The following is an 18,107-nucleotide window of genomic DNA, read 5'->3' as shown; positions in this document are numbered from 1 at the left end:
GGCTCGGCCCGTCGTCTTTGCCCTAACCACGCTGCCGCTGCCGACCCCGCATTGAGGCATGTTCAACATTTGCGGCCTATAATGAAGCATGGCGACCGTCCGCCAGCCCACACCGACAGACATTCGCAGCGCCACTGGAGAACCAGCAGCGCCCTCTGCGCCAGTCCGTCCAATCCTCGATCAGGCTGCGATCGACCGCCGCTTCGAAGCCCTCCTCCGCCTCGTTCAGGTCAACCGGCCCACTGAAGACATTGGGCTTATCCGCAAAGCCTGGGAGTTTTGCGTCCAGCATCACAAGGGCCAGATGCGCGCTTCCGGTGAGCCATACATCATCCATCCGCTGGAAGTTGCTGAAGTCCTGGCTGAAATGAAGATGGACGCGACCGCTATCTCCGCGGGCCTCCTCCATGACGCAGTCGAAGACACTCCTGCCACCAGCGAGCAGATCGAGGCCGACTTCGGCGACCAGGTCGCCCACATCGTCGAGGGCGTCACCAAGATCGACAAGATTCAGTTCGCCAACCGCGAAGACCGCCAGGCCGAAAACGTCCGCAAAATGCTTCTCGCCATGGTCACCGATGTCCGCGTTGTCCTCATCAAGCTCGCTGACCGGCTGCACAACATGCGCACCCTCCAGCATCTTCAGCCCGATCGCCGCGAAGCCATCGCCCGCGAAACCCTCGACATCTACGCCCCACTCGCCCATCGCCTCGGCATGGGCAAGGTTCGCGGCGAACTTGAAGACCTCGCTTTCCGCTACACCGATCCCGTCAGCTTCGAAAAAGTTGCCGAGGCCGTCGAAGCCCAGCGCGTCGAGGGCGAGCAGTTCCTGCGAGGAGTTGAGGACACACTGAGCGAGCAACTTCGTGAGAACGGCATCGAAGCACGCGTCGAGTGGCGCATCAAGCGTTACTACTCCATCTTCCAGAAGCTCCAGCGCTCCAAGGTTACCTTCGACCAGGTCTACGACTTGCTCGCCGTTCGCGTCATCACGCATGACCTCGCCGCTTGCTACGCCGTCTTCGGACTGATCCACACCCTCTGGCGTCCCGTGCCCGGCCGTATCAAGGACTTCATCGCCATTCCCCGCGCCAATCGCTACCAATCCCTCCACACCACCGTCATCGGTGAAGGCGGACATCAGTTCGAAGTGCAGATCCGCACTGAAGAAATGCACCGCATCGCTGAAGAGGGAATCGCCGCGCACTGGAAATACAAAACCAAGGACGACGTCGTCACCGCGCGCGATGAAGAGCGCCTCAACTGGATTCGCCAGCTCGTCGAGTGGCAAAAGGAGATGACGGATCCCAACGAATTCCTCTCCAGCCTGAAGATGGATCTCTACCCCGACGAGGTCTACACCTTCACGCCCAAGGGAAAAGTTGTCGTGGTCCCCGCCGACGCCACTCCCGTCGACTTCGCTTACACCATTCACACCGAAGTCGGCCACACCTGCGTCGGCGCCAAGGTCAACGGCCGCATGGTGCCTCTGCGCACCAAGCTTCGCACCGGCGACATCGTCGAGATCGTCACCCAGAAAGACCACAAGCCCAGCCGCGACTGGTTGACCTTCGTCAAGAGCCCGCGCGCCCGCAACAAGATCAAGCACTGGCTCAACGAAGACCAGCGCCGCCGCGCCGTCGAAATCGGCCGCAAGCTACTCGAGCGCGAAGCCCGCCGATTCAAAGTGCCCATGAGCCAGATCGACGACCAGGATCTGGCGCGCATCGCCGGCGAATACGGTGTTGCCACCGCCGCCGACTTGCTCGCCACTCTCGGCGCCGGCAAGCATTCCGCGCATCAGGTCCTCAACAAACTCGCGCCCGGCTATGCCAATCCGCCAGACGGCGCGCAGGCCACCGAGCCGCAAGCGCCCGGCACCGTCGAGCAGGCCATGACCGACGCGGTGCGCAAGCTGCATCTCACCGGCTCCGATTCGCTCCAGGTCGAAGGCCAGAATGATCTGCTGGTCTATCGCGCGCGATGTTGCAATCCTATCCGCGGCGAAGAGATCGTCGGCTACGTCACCCGCGGCAAAGGCGTCGCCGTCCATGCGCGCAGCTGCCCTAATGTGCAGAACCTGCTTTATGAAAGCGATCGCCGCATCAACGTGGAGTGGTCGCGCGTAGGCGACGATAGCGGACGTCCCCAACGCTACCCGGTCAAGATCACTGTCTACTGCGACGACCGCACAGGAATGCTGAAAGAGCTCACCGCCGTCATCTCCGACGACAACACCAACATCCGCGGCGTCGACATCCACCACGACGATAACGGCGAAGCCGTCATCGAATTCGTCGTCGAAGCCGAAGACCTCCGCCACCTGAACCGCATGGTCCTCGGCATCCGCCGCGTCCAGGGCGTCCGCACCGTCCAGCGCACACAAAAGCTGTAATTCGCCCTAACACTCTGAGCCATCCCCGAATTGTCATCAGGAGCGAAGCCGAAGGATCTCCGGTTGCTTATTGAGCGCTTTCGCGTCAATCAGTATTCAATCCTGAACCAGAAAACTCAAGACTGAAAACTGACAACTGAAAACTAAGAACTGCCTCTTCCATGTACCATTCCAACAAGCAGCAACCGCAGTTGAAGGAGGCATCCCTGTGGCAACTCTCTTCTGCTGGTTCGCAATCGTCCTTCTCGTCGCATGCGCCGTGCTCGAGTTCACGCGCTGGCGAGTGATCGGCACCTGGCTGCTGGTTCTCTTTCCAGCCGCCCTCTGTTCCAGTTTGCTCTTCGATCTCGCGCACGGCGTCAGCAAACTCGGACAGGCGGGCTACAACACCGATCTTCGTACGCTGCCTTTCATGCTCGGCTTCCTCGCCCTCGCGGTCCTTGCCGCACTGCGCCCTCGCTGGCGATGGCTCTTCTGGATCGAGTGGTTCATCGGCGCACTGTTCTGCGCCATCGCCGTCTATCTGACATTCTTCTGGAAGGTATTCAGTTAAGAGCGCCAAGGGCTTTTGCCGCGTGAGTCATTTCACTCAAAATCGCGACGCTCTGCTTCGTGACGTCCACGTCCTCGACGGCGGCATGGCCTCCGAACTCGAATACCTCGGCGCCCACATCGATGGCCCGCTCTGGTCCGCCCACGTCCTTGAAGACGCGCCCGAGAAGATTGTCGCCGTGCATCGTGCCTACATCGAAGCCGGAGCAGACATCGTCGAGACCGCAAGCTACCAGGTCTCGCGCATGGGCTATGCCGAAGTCGGCCTCGACCCCACGCGCGCCGACGCCGCGCTCCTCCGTTCCGTCGCACTTGCACGTGAAGCCGCTGCGGCATTTCCAGGCCGTCGTATCGTCATCGCAGCATCGCTCGGACCCTACGGCGCCGCCCTCCACAACGGCGCCGAATACCACGGCAACTACACTTGCACCTTTAACGATCTCGTCGAATTCCACGCTGACCGGATCAAGATACTGACCAAGGCGAGCGAGAGAGAGGCCCCCGATCTGCTCGCTTTCGAAACGCTGCCTTCTCTCGCCGAAGCTGAAGCCGTCGGTCAGGCCCTCGCTCCGCATCCGGAACTCGCCACGTGGTTCAGCTTCACCTGCCGCGACCAGCAGCACGTGGCTCACGGCGAGCTGCTCCGCCAGTGCGCCGCCGCAGTCGCGGCCTTTCCCCATACCGTCGCCATCGGCGTCAACTGCACCCACCCCACGCTGATTCCTGCATTGATTGCGGAACTCCGCGCCGCATCCGACAAACCCATCGTCGTCTACCCCAACTCCGGCGAAGGCTGGGATGCGCAGGCTCGCTGCTGGACCGGTAGCAGTGATCCAGAAACCTACGGGGTCAAAGCCTTGGAGTGGCTCGCCGCCGGCGCCCACATCATCGGTGGCTGCTGCCGCACCCGCCCCGCGCACATTCGCGAGGTTGCTCAGGCTCTGATGCGCTGAATCTGGTTCAAAATGAACATCCTGTTAGATTCCATTGCTTCCCGTGTTGAATTTGGTTGCTCGTCATGGCTTGAGCTCTTTTGGATCAACGCTTTTCCCCGCCTCTGCATCTCCTCAATTGAGCGATCTTTCTTTTCGCGCGCTAAATGACGAAGACGTCATCGGCAGCTGCCGTTACGCCCGCGTTTGTGCTTCGTCTAGAAATTGATGGTCCGATCTCCGATAGTGGGCGAGGGTGTTGATTGAATAGATCAAGATATTCAGTTCTTCTTGTTTCTCTTATGGGGGCGTTCCTCTGCCTTCTTCTTCCCCAGGCCCGCGCAGCGCAGGGTCTCAAATTATCCCCTCACGAGAGCATCTTGCCGGATGCCCCGCAACCGATCCAGCCCGGCAGCCAGGCCTCGCAATCGCAATCCGAAAATACAGGCACAGGAAATATCTCCGGCACAGTTCTCGATACGCGCGGAGACGTCGTGCAGGGCGCGCAGGTTCAGCTTGTGGGACCCTCCCATTCTGTTGTGCAGACAAAGAGTTCCGGCTCCGACGGGCAGTTCGATTTTGCGGGCGTCCCTGCCGGCTCCTACAAGATCGTTGTCTCAGGGAATGGCATGAGCATGTTCGCTTCCGGTACGTTTCAGTTGAAGCCCGGCGAATTTCGCATTGCGCCAACCATCACGCTCGCCGTGTCGGGTGGGGCCACCAGCGTCACGGTTACGGCTGACAAGGAGCAGCTTGCCGAGCAGCAGGTACGCATCGCCGAGCAGCAGCGCATCGGCGGCGTCATTCCAAATTTCTACAGTGCCTATGACTGGGATGCCCCACCCATGATGGCGAAGCAAAAATTTAAGCTTTCGTTCCGATCGCTCATCGATCCGGTTTCCATCATCACCGTTGCCGGTATTGCAGGCGCGGAGCAATACCAGGGATTGTTCTCCGGCTATGGCAGCGGAATCGGTGGATTCGGCAAACGTTTCGGCGCAGCGTATGCCAATCGTTTCGCGGGCGACATGCTCTCCCGGGCTGCCTTTCCGTCGATCTTTCATCAGGACCCAAGGTATTTCTACAAAGGGAAGGGAAGCGTCGGTTCCCGAGCTTTGTATGCAATGTCTCGTGCGGTTGTGACCCGCACCGATGACGGACGCCTTCGGCCGAACTACTCCGAGGTTCTCGGCGACTTTTCTGCGGGCGCAATATCGAATCTCTACTATCCGCAATCTGACCGCGGCGTCTCGCTCGTTATGCTGAACGGCGCTACCGGTGTAGGCGCGAATGCGGTCTCGAACCTCATCCGGGAGTTTCTGCTGAAGGGCCTGACCTCGCACGTTCCCAAGGGAACCAACGGCCAGCCTTGAAGATCAGGTTGCACCGATCGCCGAACATCCTGCAACGCTTTTCCCTGACCCCTGACCCCTGACCCCTGACCCCTGACCCCTGTCACAAAACCATCTTCCCAATCGTCATCAACTGCATGTTCGACGTGCCTTCGTAGATCTTGCCCACCTTCGCGTCGCGATAATACTTCTCCGCCGGATAGTCGCGTACGAATCCATTGCCGCCGAAGACCTCCACACACTGGCTCGCCACCCGCTCCGCAACCTGCGACGTGAAGTATTTCGTCATCGCCGCCTCGCGCACATACGATTGCCCCGCATCCTTCAGACGAGCGGCGTTGTAGACCATCAGCTTTGCCGCTTCAATTTCCGTCGCCATCTCCGCCAGCGCAAACTGCACTGCCTGGAATTCCGCGATCGGTTTGCCAAACTGCCGCCGCTCCTTCGCGTACTTCGCCGCATGTCCCCACGCGCCCTCGGCCAGCCCCAGCATCTGCGCACCAATGCCGATGCGCCCCTCGTTCAGCGACTCAATGGCGATCTTGTATCCCTTGCCTTCTTCTCCCAGAAGATTCGCCGCTGGAACCACGCATCCATCAAGCACCAGTTCGCACGTGCTGCTCGCCCGAATCCCCATCTTGTCTTCCTTGCGGCCAACTGAAAATCCCGGCGTACCTTTCTCCACAAAGAATGCCGTGATCCCTCGATATCCCGCCGCCGGATCGAGCGTTGCGAACACCAGAAACAGTCCCGCCTCCCTGGCGTTCGAGATCCACAGCTTGCGTCCGCTCAAGCGATAGCCGCCATCTACTTTTTCCGCCCGGGTCTGCAGCGCAAACGCATCCGACCCTGCGCCGGCCTCGCTCAACGCATACGCGCTCGCCGTATCCGCGGCCAATCGGGGAAGCCACTTCTGCTTCTGCTCTTCATTTGCCCATCGCCGAATCGCATTCACCACCAGCGTATTGTGCACGTCCACCAGCACCGCTACAGCCGGATCAACTGTGGCAATCGCCTCGATCGCCAGCACCGCATCAAAGAAGCTGCCGCCCGCGCCGCCCAACTCTTCCGGAATTTCAATCCCCATCAACCCCAGCTCGAATAGCTTCTTTATCAATCCCGGCGCGAACTGCTGATCGTCGTCCATCGTCCGCACCGCCGGCGCGATCGTCTCCTGCGCAAACTTCCGCACCGTTGCAAAAAACATCCGTTCTTCTTCGGTCAGATAGGTCAGCGGGGAAGGGAAAGGTCTCTTGTCAGACAAGGAAATCAGTGCCTCCGGCATCGGAGTGTATCAGAATGTCGCGCCCGCCTGCGTGCAGGCGATGCGGATAGGAGACCATTGGAGCCTGAGCGATGGCTCGCCCCACGATCACAACACAAAAAGGGCAGACTTCTTGTGAAGTCTGCCCCGACCGTCCTTCAATCAAATTTCTCCCTTTATTTGATTACCAGCGTGAACGACTGCTGCGCCTTAATTGTGGTTGTGACCGAATCCTGCCCTGCGAGAGTGATCGTATACGTTCCCTTTGCCGGATTCGGAACCTTACTGCCGCCACCGCTGCTGCCTCCGCCGCCGCCGCAAGCCGAGATCGCAAGCCCCAGCGATGCCAGCGCAATCACGCAAGCCAATTGCCGCAGCTTGCGCGACGATCGTCCCAGGAATCCCGCGAGCACCAGCCCCGCAAAGGCGATTCCTGCCGGAACCGGATTGTTTCTCTTCGGAGTGTTGTTGCTCGCCTTCACCGAGCCCCCCGTGTGCGGAATCACGCGAAGGCCGCGCCCCTTGACCGCGCCTCCCGTCGAACTCACGCAGTCCGACGCATTCGTATCGATCGTGACCGTCCCCGTCACCGCTGCCGTGCCTGGCACAGTCATTGTTGTGTCGGTATTGAAACCCGTGCCTGCAAACACGCACAGGTTGGCAAGGGCAGTGTCATTCGAGGTCGAGAAAGAAAAGCTTATCGTTCCGGTATATCCACCTGAAGGCGTGACCGTCAGCGCTTCAGTCCCTTGCGATCCCTGGCTCAAGGTCAAGGTCGTCGGGCTGAACGTCATGGCGAAGGTCCCCTTTCCTGAGGTAGCCCCGCCCACAGTGATCACTACGCTGCTCGTCGAGGGAGCATTCGCGGCGTCACCCGCATATTGCGCCACAATCGTGTGTGCACCGGCCGTCGAGAAGTTTGCCGTGTAGGTCGCGGTGCCGTTCGTCAGGGTCACAGGTGTCGTCGTGCTGCCGGTGGCTCCGTATGCTGTCCCGCTGCCGTCAATCGACAAGTTCACAGTGCCCGTTGGGGTCGCGGTTCCGCCCACCTGCGCCACCGTGATCGTAACGACATCATCTGTGCTTACGTTGGGCGATGCACTCGCCGCCGAAACCGCGGTCGTCGTGGCCACCAGCGGCGTCGCATTCTTCGCCCACGCGCCGGCAATGTTCGCCAGATCCACCGAGCCAAGGCCAGTCACTTGATCGTAGCCTGTTCCCGCCGAAAAGCCCGTCGTTGTGGTGCCGCAATAGGTCGATCCCGCGGTGCAGTTATTGTTGCCGCTCGTCACGTCATGGAACAAGGTGGAGTAATTCGCACCTGCAGCCAGTGTGTAGAGCGTCGGATTCGCCAGGCCTTGTCCATCCGTCCACTCCTGCTTCTGGTTGATCAGCGCAATCATGCCGGCAAAGATCGGCGTTGCAAAACTGGTGCCGCCTGCAACGGTGAGGTCGCCAGAGGTCGAATCTCGGAACCCGCTGTTACAACTCGCTGCCTGCGCTGGCGTTGTACCGCTTGCCTGCGCCCAGTCTGACGTGTCGCTGCTGCAGAACAGGTAGCCGGGGAACCCGGCCGAGGAATAAAGCGAAACGTCAGGCACCAGCCGCTTGGTGCCACTCGGAATACCCGTCACGCCGGTCTGCCAGGTTGGTCTGGCGAACAGCGCGCTGGTGCCGCCACCGGTTGCTCCGAGGCCAAACTGCGTCGAATCGTCGTTCCACACAATCTCCGGGATGTAGGTCTTCGCCGACGTCAGGGCATCGCTCGTTCCCTGGCCGACCCAGTAGGTCGAATTTGTTGAAACACTGTTCGCCGCACTGATCTCCGTGCCGCCAACGCCCGTTACGTACGGGCTGCTCGCGGGGTAATTTACGGCCAGCGCGAACTGCTGCGCAGTTGTCAGATTGTTTGTGGTGTCGCCCGAGCATGCCGTCGATCCCTGGTCGCCCGACGCTGCCAGCACTGTCTGTCCCTGCACCGCAGCCTGGGCCAGTTGTGTTTCCAGTGAGAAGCCGCCGAGCGCCGTCTCGCATGCGCCATAGCTCACGCTGATAATCGGCGCAATCTTCTCGTCGATCGCATACGCAATCGAATCGAATGCGTTCAAGTTTCCGCCGTTACCCGTGTACACAAAGTCGATCGTTGCGCCCTTCGCAATTGCTCCGGACCACTCGATATCCAGGTCCGACTCGCCCTCATCGCCGCCTGCAACCACCTTCGAAGCTCCCGAACCGGGTACCAGCACCATCACTGGATCCTTCACAGGAAGCCCCGCAGCAGTCTCAAACGCCTCGATGTCGCTCGCTAGTACTGCCGATTGGCCGACGATTGCAATCGACTGACCCGCGCCGGTTATGCCGCCCGGGCTGTAGAGCGGATTGATGTCGTAAGTCACGGCGATGTCACCCGGCGCAAAGAACACATTGCCAGACTGGCCCGACGTGAACGCGCGGTGCGTTGAAATGTGCATCGGTCGCGGCTTGAAGTCGCTCAAGTCCCGCACTGCCGCAATGGTCGGCGCAATGGCGGTAGGCACCGAAAGCAGCGTGGCCGGAGCAAAATGTGTCTCGCCATTGGTCTTGAAGTAGTGCATCTGGGTCTGGAAAGCCTGCTCCACCTGGCCTGCCGTGCCCGAGAAGCGGATCATATTCCGGCCTCTGGCTACAGAGGCGATCGCAAAGCCCTGCTGCTGAAGCCACGTCTGCACTTTGTCCATGTCCGACTGGGCCATGCCAAACCGCGCGCCAAACTGTTCCGGGCTCAGCCACTGGTGATACTGCGGCGAGCGCGGATCCTGCTGCGCTGCAATCAGCGCCTGCAGATGCGCTTCCTGGGCGGTCGAACGGTTGAATACGATGCTCATGCCGTTAAGCTTGGCATCGGAAGGCATCCGCCCGGCATCGAACTGGGTTGAACCGAGAGGCTGCTGCGTTGCCCTCAGTGGCGAAACCGCAACATTGCTAATCTCACTTCGAATGCGGGGAGTCGGCGTCTGCGCGGCCACGGCGGTCGATGCCAGGGCAAACGCAGCAATCCAGCCGCACACCCGAAGCCTGTCTTGACCTTGAAGCAGCTTCGTAATCATAGCCATCCTTGGAAACGGAACCGGTTGAGACCAGACGTGAGCCGCACCCAGCCCATGCTCGAGTCAAGCCAATGTCAAGCCGCGCGGTTAGCGTCCTCGTGAAGGAAGGGAGACGAACGAGCCACCTGTGCGCGGTGTAGGTAAGGGACACCCCCTGAACCATCGTCCAGCATTGAGCCCTATTTTTTAGACTCAACTTGAAATATAAAGTTGTGGAAAGTAATTACTTTGGAAAGTGCCTCTGCCCGATAATCCGCGAAATCCCGCCAGTTCTAAGGGTCTGAAAGTCATCCAGATAACAGATTCTTCGGCTTCAAGTCCAAGGCAGCTAGTTCGGCCGGTGCAGCACCTTCAGCGCCGCAGTTCCCCTGCGCGGAGCGATGTACCCCGCGGCTCTCCACGAGATCGATAGGGTCTCGCCGTCCAGCAGTTTACGGATCTGCACCCGTGCGTGTTCGCTCCACGGACCCGATTTATCCAGCTTCACGTAGGCCTGCCAGTGGCGGAGGGCCGACCTCGGTTCGCCCTTGCGTTCGAAGGCCAGGGCCAGGTTGTAATGCGCATCGGCGTAACGGGGCGCCAGTGCTACCGCCCGCTGATAGGCTGCGATCGACTCGTCGGACCGCTCCAGTTCGTCCAGCACGTTGCCGAGGTCAAAGAACGCCAGCACGTATCCTGGGTCCTTCACGGTTGCCTTGCGATACAACTCCTCCGCGCGAACATGCTGCCGGAGATGAAAGTGAATGGTGCCGAGATTGATGTAGCCGGGCGCGTAGTCGGGATCGACCTGCAGCATCTCCTCATAGAGTGCAATGGCGCGATGCTTCTCGCCAGCTTCTTCCGCCTGCACCGCGGCCATGAACAGTTCCTGCACTCCGCGGAGTTCGTCCTGCACCCGGCTGAGCGCACACACCGCTGCGATCCCCGTCTGCCGTTCCATCCGCTCAAAATCAAACAGCAACTGCCGGCGGATCGGGTCCACCATCGCGCCATCGCATCGAAACGCAAGACGCGTCCCCGTCCGCACCAGAGACGCCTCCTGCAGCGGATTCGACATCCCCGCCACAGCCTGCATGGCCGCGACCGAATGCCGGATCGACGCTGCCGGCACGTCGTCCTCGCGCAGCGAGCGTAGCGTTCTCAATTGTCCGAGGTCTTGGAAAGTGTAGATTTCGCGCTGGCTGATGAGCCCGGCTCTTTCCCACCCCTGGAGCTGGCGGGAACTGATCTGCAGAATTCTCAACACATCCTGGCGGCTAAAGCTGTTCACTCTTCAATGCTCCGGTGGTTACATCCCGGTGGTCCGCAGGTCCGCAGGATTCGAACTCGGTCCTGAAACTCGTGAAAATCGACACCATTTACTAGCTTGATAAGCCGACGGCTTGGCTCGCACCTTGCGAAAGTCACACTACAGCTTGAATTATGCCAAGAATAAGCGTGGATAAGCCGGGACGAAACAAGATTGCATGAAAAAGTGAGTGGATAACTCGTACCTCATTTGGTTCCAGTGTCATGGCGGATTCCATCTGCACAAAAACGGCGCCATTTTTAGCAGACTCCCTTTGCGTTTCCCAATTGCTGCTGGCCGACCCTTTCCGGAATTCACCGCGTTCTCCCGCTGGCCGAGTTGCCGATTGCCCGTTTGTCGTCCGCACCTTCGTTTATTCTGGGGTAAGGAAACCCTCTATGTTTTGACCTTGGGTTATGGTATTTTTGTCCCGCTCTTCCAAAACAAGCCTCCGACTCCCCTGAGTTTGAGTCCCCAGGACCCTATGGATATGCCTGGCAACGACGTGCAGTCCGACCGCACTCTCCGTGACTTGGCGCGCTCGTTGCAAGAAGCCCAGCGCATCGCCGGTCTTGGCAGCTACGTGCTCGATCTGAAGACCAACCACTGGTCCTCCTCCGATGTCCTCGATCAAATCTTCGGAATCGGGCCCGAGTATAAACGCTCCATCGAGGGCTGGATCGCCCTCATTCATCCCGAAGATCACGCCATGATGGCCGCCTATTTCGACGAAGAGGTCCTCGGACGCGGTGAGCTTTTTGACCACGAGTACCGAATTATCCGCAACAATGATCGCGCCGGACGCTGGGTACATGGCTGCGGCCGTATTGAATGCGATCCTTCTGGCGAACCCGTCTTCATGCGCGGCACTATTCAGGACATTACCGAAAGAAAGCGAACCGAAGCCGACCTCCGCCAGAGCGAGGAGTTGCTTCAGCTCTTTATCCAGCATGCCCCAGCCGCCCTCGCCATGTTCGATCGGGATATGCGCTATATCGCCGTCAGCCGGCGCTGGTGCGATGATTTCAATCTTCGCGGGTCAGACATCCTCGGTCGTTCCCATTACGAAATATTTCCCGATATGCCCCCGCGCTGGCTCACCATTCATCGCCGCGCCCTGGGCGGTGAAACCATCAAACGCGATGAAGATACTTTTGAACGCTCCGACGGTTCGGTGCAGTATCTGCGCTGGGAGGTGCGGCCCTGGCTTACCGGTACCGGAACTCTAGGCGGCATCATCATCTTCACTGAAGACATCACCGCCCGCAAGCGTTCTGAATCCCGCCTGCAACTCGCCGCCAGCGTCTTTACACATGCTTCGGAAGGCATCGTCATTTCTGATCCCGCCGGCATCATTCTCGATGTCAACGACGCTTTCACCCGGATCACCGGTTACAGCCGCGATGAAGCGGTTGGTCTACGGACCAACCTGCTGCGCTCTGGCCGGCAAAACAAGGAGTTCTACGCCAACATGTGGCGCGACCTCATCGAGAGCGGACACTGGTCAGGCGAAATCTGGAACCGCCGCAAGGACGGCCGCGTTTTTGCCGAGATGCTCACCATCACAGCGGTGCGCGATTCTGCCGGGAACACGCAGCAATATGTGGCCCTCTTCTCTGACATCACCTCGGCAAAGGAGCACGAGCAGGAGTTGCAGCGCGCGGTTCTCTACGATCTGCTTACCGGTCTTCCCAATCGTGTGCACCTCCGCGATCGCCTGCACCACGCCATGGTCCAGGGCGAGCGCCGTGGCAGCATCCTGGCTGTCGTTTGTCTTGATCTTGACAACTTCAAGGCGATCAATGATCGTCACGGCCACACTGTCGGCGACGAACTCCTCACCACTGTTGCCCATCGCATGAAGTCCACGATGCAGCATGATGACACCCTCGCCCGTCTCGGCGGCGACGAATTCATCGCCGTGCTCCGCGACTTCGGGGACCCTGACCAGTGTCTCCCGATGGTCAGGCAGCTTCTTGAAGCCGCTTCCCAGCCGGTTCTGATCGGAGATACATCGCTTCAACTCTCCGCCAGTGCGGGAATCGCCTGCTACCCCCAGGCCGAGGATGTCGATGCCGACCAACTTCTGCGCCAGGCTGCGCAGGCACTCTATCAGTCCAAGATCAGCGGCAAAAATCGCTACCACCTCTTTGACTCCCGGCTCGCCCGCTCTACACGCGGACATCACGAAGACCTGGAGCGCGTCTGCGCCGCTCTCGCTCGCAAGGAGTTCCTGCTCTATTACCAGCCAAAAATGAACATGGCCACCGGCGCCATCGTAGGCGCTGAAGCGCTTATCCGCTGGCAGCACCCTGAACGAGGCCTCCTCACTCCCGGAGCGTTCTTGCCCATCGTCGAAGGACATCCTGTCGCACTCGAAATTGGAGAATGGGTCATCGACACGGTTCTTACGCAGATGGAAACCTGGGCTCCCTGCGGCCTCAAGATTCCGGTAAGTGTCAATATCTCCGCGCAGCAGTTGCAGCAGCTCGATTTTCCCGCGCGTCTGCATGAGTTGCTCACCGGCCACCCCTCCGTCGATCCTTCCCGCCTCGAAATCGAAGTGCTTGAGAGCAGCGCGTTGCCCGACATGGCACAGGTCTCGCAGGTCATACACACCTGCGGCAAACTAGGTGTTTCTTTTGCTCTGGATGACTTCGGCACCGGCTACTCCTCGCTGGCCTTTCTGAAGCGGCTTCCCGTCGATGTGCTCAAAATCGATCAGACCTTCGTCCGCGATATGCTCGACGATCCTGAAGACCTCACCATCGTCGAGGGGATGCTTGGCCTCGCAACGGCTTTTCGTCGTCAGGCCGTCGCCGAGGGTGTCGAAACCGTGGAGCAGGGAATTCTGCTGCTTCGCCTCGGTTGCCAGGTCGCTCAGGGCTTTTGCATTGCGCGCCCCATGCCGGCAACCGATCTTCCCGGTTGGGTGGCTACCTGGATTCCGCATCCCCGGTGGTCGAATGTCGCCGTCCTTGATCCCACCGACCGCCCGCTCCTCTACGCAGGCGCCGAGCACATCGCGTGGGTCAGCGCCATCGATGCGTTTCTTCACGGCAAGCGTCGCGTTCCTCCCTCGATCGATCCCTCACAATGTCGCCTCGGCGCGTGGGTGGCCTCTCAGTCCCTCTCTCTCGAAACCCGGCCGCCCATTTATCGGCAGGTCGTGTCGCACCACCATGAGCTCCATTCCTGCGGCGTGGACATCCTCACCCTCCAAGGCGAAAATCGCACCGCCGAAGCGGCTGACGCCTTAGCCCGCCTGCACACCGTCCTCCAGAGTCTGCTTGCCGCGTTAGCGAACCTCTTCGCTCACGAATGACACCGGCTCACTCGTCAGCTCCGGATCCCATGAGGTGTAACCTGCTGCAGTCATTCAACTAACCCGCGATTCATCTTTCCCTCTGTCTGAAAGTCACTTCTGAATCCGCCCTCTCTCTCGCCTTTCGTTCGCCGGATGGAGTATCATTGCGCGAAAATTTTCCAACGTCTTGAAACGTGCTAAATCGCTTTTCACAAAGCCCTGCGGATCCGCATGGCTTCGGAAATGAAAACGTTTTACGCGCCAGCTCGGGAGAACGTCTATGAAGAATTTGCATCAGATTGCAGCGCTTTGGGTGGCAGTGAGTCTCGCAACAGCATTGACAGCGTGCGGCGGAGGCGGCGGAGGATCCACCACCCCCCCGCCCCCCACCGCCTACACCCTCACCGTAAACTCGGTCAATCCGGCAACCGGCGTGGGGATGACCGTTTCTCCAGCCGACAACAACGGCGCAACAAATGGCAATACTTCATTCACTCGGACATACAACTCCGGCACCGCTGTAACCGTCACAGCGACCTCCCCGACCGGCGACAACACCTTCGCTTCCTGGGCAGGATGCACCACCGCAGCCACCGTGACCTGTCACATCACAATAAGCGCCAACACCGCAATCACCGCGACCTTTGACTCGCCCAAGACGACGCCCACCGTCACCGTGACGCCTGCTTCCTTCTCCATCACCACGGCGCAGGCTCTGTCGGCCGCCGTCTCCGTCAGCGGAGGCGGCAGCAATCCTGTGCCGACGGGCTCCGTCACCCTGTCCAGCGGAACATACACTTCGTCCGCGGCGACGTTGTCCAGCGGCAGTGCCACCATCAATGTCCCCGCAGGTTCGCTCGCCGTCGGTTCAGATACGCTGAGCGCTGCGTACACGCCCGATTCCTCGAGTTCCTCCACCTACAACACAGCCAGCGGCACCTCGGCTGCAGTCACTGTCGCTGCGGTCGTCTCCACCGTGGCAGTCGATCAGACAAGCATCGGGCCTGCCGTTACCGATCAGCTTCTCGGCATGAATCTGGCCGCCTGGTACGACATCCACACCAACGCCACACCGATCCTGAACGCTTTTAACGTGGCTGGTATCAAAGCGGTTCGCTGGCCAGGTGGATCGTGGTCGGACGTGTATCACTGGCAAAGCAACTCCAATTGCCAGGCCCCGCCCAATGGCGGAGGCACCCCGAATTCCAACTCCACCTTCGCAAATTTTGTCAGCGAGATCGCAATTCCGGGCGGTCTGGACGTAGCGTTGACGGCGAATTACGGGTCCAACGCAGCCTGCACCGGCGGCGGCGATCCCACGGAAGCTTCCTCATGGATCACGAAGGCTCTGGCTGATGGAATCACGGTGAGCCACATGACAGTCGGGAACGAGGAGTACGGCAGTTGGGAAGAAGATCTGCACGCCAAGCCGAATGACCCCGCCACGTATGCCGGCGCAGTCGTGGGAGCCGGCGGCTACTACAGCTTGATCAAGGCGGCCAGTCCGAACACGCTCGTCGGCGTCGATGTGGAGGCAGACAACGTCGTCGGAGGCTGGGATGATACGGTCCTCGCCAACGCAAAGGGCTCCTACGATTTTGTTGAATATCACTTCTATCCCCAGGCCCCGGGCTCTGAAAGCGACGCTTACCTGGTGCAAAAGGCATCACAGGATTTGACCAAGAACATCAACACGATCAAATCAGAATTGACCACAGCCGGCAAGCCCAACACGCCAATCTATGTCGGTGAGATGGGCTCCGTATATAGCAGTCCCGGCAAGCAGAGCTGGTCCATCACCCAGGGACTTTATGCAGGCCAAGCGCTCGGCGAAATGATGAACGACGGAGTTGTGCGCGCGACCTGGTGGATCGGTTTCGGCAATTGCGACGAGGGCGCTGGCGGAACCGCAGCGGGCAACATGAGCTCTTCGTTGTATGGGTGGCAGACATTTGGCGCCTACAACGTTTTTTCCGATGGACCCACGGACGGTCCTTGCGGCGTGGGCTCAGGTCCCATCGGAACCATGTCGCCCACGGCGCGCGCATTCCAGCTTTTCAGCAACGTTGCTGTCAACGGTGAAAGCGTCCTCACTGCAGGCGTCACCGGCGACACCACCAATGTGCGCGCTTATGCGGCCACGCATAGCGGCGGCACTATACTGGTCCTGTTCAACGTCAGCCAAACCGCAGGCGAACAGGTCACGGTCTCGCTCTCTGCTCAGAACTCAAGCACGGATGTCAGTGTCGAGACTTACAGCAAGGCGATCTACGACCAGTCGCAAACCAATGTCTGGTCCGATCCCACCACTACGGATATGGGAGCGCAAAATCTCCCGCTGACTCTTATGCTCGCTCCATGGAGCATGAATGTCGTGATCATCAAATAGCCCGGCCAAGGGCCAACCTGAACAGCAATCCTCATGACCGGCCTGCAAGGGCCGGTTTTTACTTCTGGAGTGCATCGGGGTCTCTGCGGACGGTCTTCGCCGGTCGGCTGGTATCGCACCATGAGTGGGTGTCCACGGACCCTTCGAGCCCGGCAATACATCGACCGACCTCGTTGCCCGCACCCGCGTTCCACGGTGTCTAAGTTTGTAGAAGGGGGATTGCTGCGTTTCGAATCGGATGGAGCCGACGATCGGACTTGAACCGATGACCTGCTGATTACGAATCAGCTGCTCTACCAACTGAGCTACGTCGGCCGGTGAAACGGGTCCCCGCAAAACCGGTTTGCGGAGTGGATATGAACGGGCACACTAAAGCGCAGCGGTTCGTGTCTCCTTCACGATTGTATCGTTGCGCCGGTATTCGGTAAAGCCGGCGGCAGAGGCAGCCAAAACCCTGCCAGCGCCGTCCCTTCAATATCCGTTGGGAGAGGAGCCAATCCAATTCGATGATGAACATGACCCTGCAGCTCTCTCTCAGAATCGCTCTCGTCTGGGCCGCAGGTTTTCTGATCGCGGTGGCTGTCGAAGCCCTCTTGCCCGATCAGGCAGGCATCAAACTCGCCGGCAAGCAAAGCGTTCTCTTCATTACCTTCAGCCGCATGGGCTTCTGGACCTGCGTCTTCGCCGCCCTCCTCGTTACTGCTCTCGTTATGGGCCGTGCCATGCTCTCCGACATCGGCTGGAACACCTTCCGCTAACTCAAAATCCGCTTCCCTTCTGGATCTGCTTGTGTATTTCTTGCGCGCAGCCGATCACCAATCGCCCACCAACAACCGCTATACTGCTCCCCATGCAACAAGACCCCTTGGAAGAATGGCGTCGCCTCACCGTGCTCTACAGCGAAATGGGCGACATCGAAATCCACGACCTCGTCGCCCAGATCAACGACCTTACGCCGAACGCGCAGCAAATCCTCCGCGATGAATTGAAGAAGCGCGGGATTTCCGAAACGCCCCGTGCTCAAAATGTTGGTTCGTCCGACACTGACAGTTCGTTGATCCACTGGGATGGCAGGGAAGATAGCGATCTCGACCCGGATAGCAACGCCGCTCAAGTTGCAGCGCGCGCGTATACGTGGAAGACAGCACTCTACCGTTGCGACTCAATCGACGAAGCAGCTCAGCGGTGCGAGATGTTGAGTCGCGCCGGCATCGAGAGCTGGGTGCAGCGGGCCGGATCGCAATTCAATATTCCCTGGAACGATGAACTCGGCGCGGGCAACATTCAGATCAACGTCGCCGCAGACCAGCTCGAGCAAGCCAGGGCGGTGGTCGCCCAACCGATCCCGCAGGACATCGTCGATGAGATAAAACAAGAAGAAGAGACTCCAGCCTACGAAATCCCCCTTTGCCCCAAGTGCAAAGCCGAAGATCCCATCCTCGAATCCGTCGAACCCTCCAACAACTGGCTCTGCGAGTCCTGCGGCTACACCTGGTCCGACCCCATCTCCGAATCGATTCAGGGCTGACGGCCCTGTCCGTC

At 59.7% G+C, this 18,107-nt stretch carries 11 protein-coding genes and 1 tRNA gene; 8 read left to right on the top strand and 4 right to left on the bottom strand.

Features of this window, described 5'->3' with window-relative positions; all coding sequences use genetic code 11:
• Positions 1-88 precede the first annotated feature (88 nt).
• The 4 genes from WCA10_RS18255 to WCA10_RS18240 all read left to right on the top strand — a co-directional run bounded on the left by WCA10_RS18255 (position 89) and on the right by WCA10_RS18240 (position 5,252).
• Positions 89-2,395: a RelA/SpoT family protein gene (locus WCA10_RS18255; RefSeq protein WP_472823947.1), complete on the top strand. Its 2,307-nt coding sequence runs from the start codon at positions 89-91 to the stop codon at positions 2,393-2,395.
• A gap of 208 nt (positions 2,396-2,603) precedes the next feature.
• On the top strand, positions 2,604-2,948 hold the full coding sequence (locus WCA10_RS18250; RefSeq protein WP_472823946.1) for a hypothetical protein: 345 nt from the start codon (positions 2,604-2,606) through the stop codon (positions 2,946-2,948).
• Positions 2,949-2,970: 22 nt separating this feature from the next.
• Positions 2,971-3,900: a homocysteine S-methyltransferase gene (gene mmuM, locus WCA10_RS18245; protein WP_472823945.1), complete on the top strand. Its 930-nt coding sequence runs from the start codon at positions 2,971-2,973 to the stop codon at positions 3,898-3,900.
• Positions 3,901-4,259: 359 nt separating this feature from the next.
• Positions 4,260-5,252 (top strand): carboxypeptidase-like regulatory domain-containing protein, encoded by a 993-nt coding sequence (locus tag WCA10_RS18240; protein WP_472823944.1) that lies wholly within the window; start codon positions 4,260-4,262, stop codon positions 5,250-5,252.
• An 82-nt stretch (positions 5,253-5,334) separates the two neighbouring features.
• On the opposite strand, the gene WCA10_RS18235 is transcribed toward WCA10_RS18240, so the two are convergent.
• From WCA10_RS18235 to WCA10_RS18225, 3 genes are all read right to left on the bottom strand, one after another.
• Complete coding sequence (locus WCA10_RS18235) at positions 5,335-6,495, bottom strand: acyl-CoA dehydrogenase (RefSeq protein ID WP_472823943.1); 1,161 nt, start codon at positions 6,493-6,495, stop codon at positions 5,335-5,337.
• A gap of 176 nt (positions 6,496-6,671) precedes the next feature.
• Complete coding sequence (locus WCA10_RS18230) at positions 6,672-9,581, bottom strand: protease pro-enzyme activation domain-containing protein (protein ID WP_472823942.1); 2,910 nt, start codon at positions 9,579-9,581, stop codon at positions 6,672-6,674.
• 328 nt (positions 9,582-9,909) lie between these two features.
• Positions 9,910-10,851 (bottom strand): tetratricopeptide repeat protein, encoded by a 942-nt coding sequence (locus tag WCA10_RS18225; protein WP_472823941.1) that lies wholly within the window; start codon positions 10,849-10,851, stop codon positions 9,910-9,912.
• A gap of 502 nt (positions 10,852-11,353) precedes the next feature.
• On the opposite strand from WCA10_RS18225, the gene WCA10_RS18220 reads away from it, so the two are divergent.
• Both WCA10_RS18220 and WCA10_RS18215 read left to right on the top strand, forming a co-directional pair.
• Positions 11,354-14,194 (top strand): EAL domain-containing protein, encoded by a 2,841-nt coding sequence (locus WCA10_RS18220; RefSeq protein WP_472823940.1) that lies wholly within the window; start codon positions 11,354-11,356, stop codon positions 14,192-14,194.
• Between the two features lie 262 nt (positions 14,195-14,456).
• The gene (locus WCA10_RS18215) at positions 14,457-16,565 is read left to right on the top strand and encodes a hypothetical protein (protein WP_472823939.1); all 2,109 of its coding nucleotides are present in this window, start codon (positions 14,457-14,459) and stop codon (positions 16,563-16,565) included.
• 239 nt (positions 16,566-16,804) lie between these two features.
• Here WCA10_RS18215 and WCA10_RS18210 read toward each other — a convergent pair.
• Positions 16,805-16,880, bottom strand: a tRNA-Thr gene (locus tag WCA10_RS18210).
• A gap of 191 nt (positions 16,881-17,071) precedes the next feature.
• Between WCA10_RS18210 and WCA10_RS18205 the strand changes: the two genes are divergently transcribed.
• Entirely contained in the window at positions 17,072-17,323 is a 252-nt protein-coding gene (locus WCA10_RS18205) for a hypothetical protein (protein ID WP_472823938.1), read from the top strand.
• A 107-nt stretch (positions 17,324-17,430) separates the two neighbouring features.
• Positions 17,431-18,093: a hypothetical protein gene (locus WCA10_RS18200; RefSeq protein WP_472823937.1), complete on the top strand. Its 663-nt coding sequence runs from the start codon at positions 17,431-17,433 to the stop codon at positions 18,091-18,093.
• Positions 18,094-18,107 lie beyond the last annotated feature (14 nt).

The sequence above is a fragment of the Occallatibacter sp. genome, assembly GCF_049582745.1.
Lineage (GTDB): Bacteria > Acidobacteriota > Terriglobia > Terriglobales > Acidobacteriaceae > Telmatobacter.
Note: the sequence above shows the minus strand (reverse complement) of the source record. Positions and strands in the feature narration are given on the sequence as shown.

What these genes read in the sequence shown, in the direction of transcription:
- WCA10_RS18230 (WP_472823942.1), bottom strand. Translation starts at nt 9,581, where the DNA reads ATGATTACGAAGCTGCTTCAAGGTCAAGACAGGCTTCGGGTGTGCGGC.
- WCA10_RS18220 (WP_472823940.1), top strand. Translation starts at nt 11,354, where the DNA reads ATGGATATGCCTGGCAACGACGTGCAGTCCGACCGCACTCTCCGTGAC.
- WCA10_RS18255 (WP_472823947.1), top strand. Translation starts at nt 89, where the DNA reads ATGGCGACCGTCCGCCAGCCCACACCGACAGACATTCGCAGCGCCACT.
- WCA10_RS18205 (WP_472823938.1), top strand. Translation starts at nt 17,072, where the DNA reads ATGATGAACATGACCCTGCAGCTCTCTCTCAGAATCGCTCTCGTCTGG.
- WCA10_RS18215 (WP_472823939.1), top strand. Translation starts at nt 14,457, where the DNA reads ATGAAGAATTTGCATCAGATTGCAGCGCTTTGGGTGGCAGTGAGTCTC.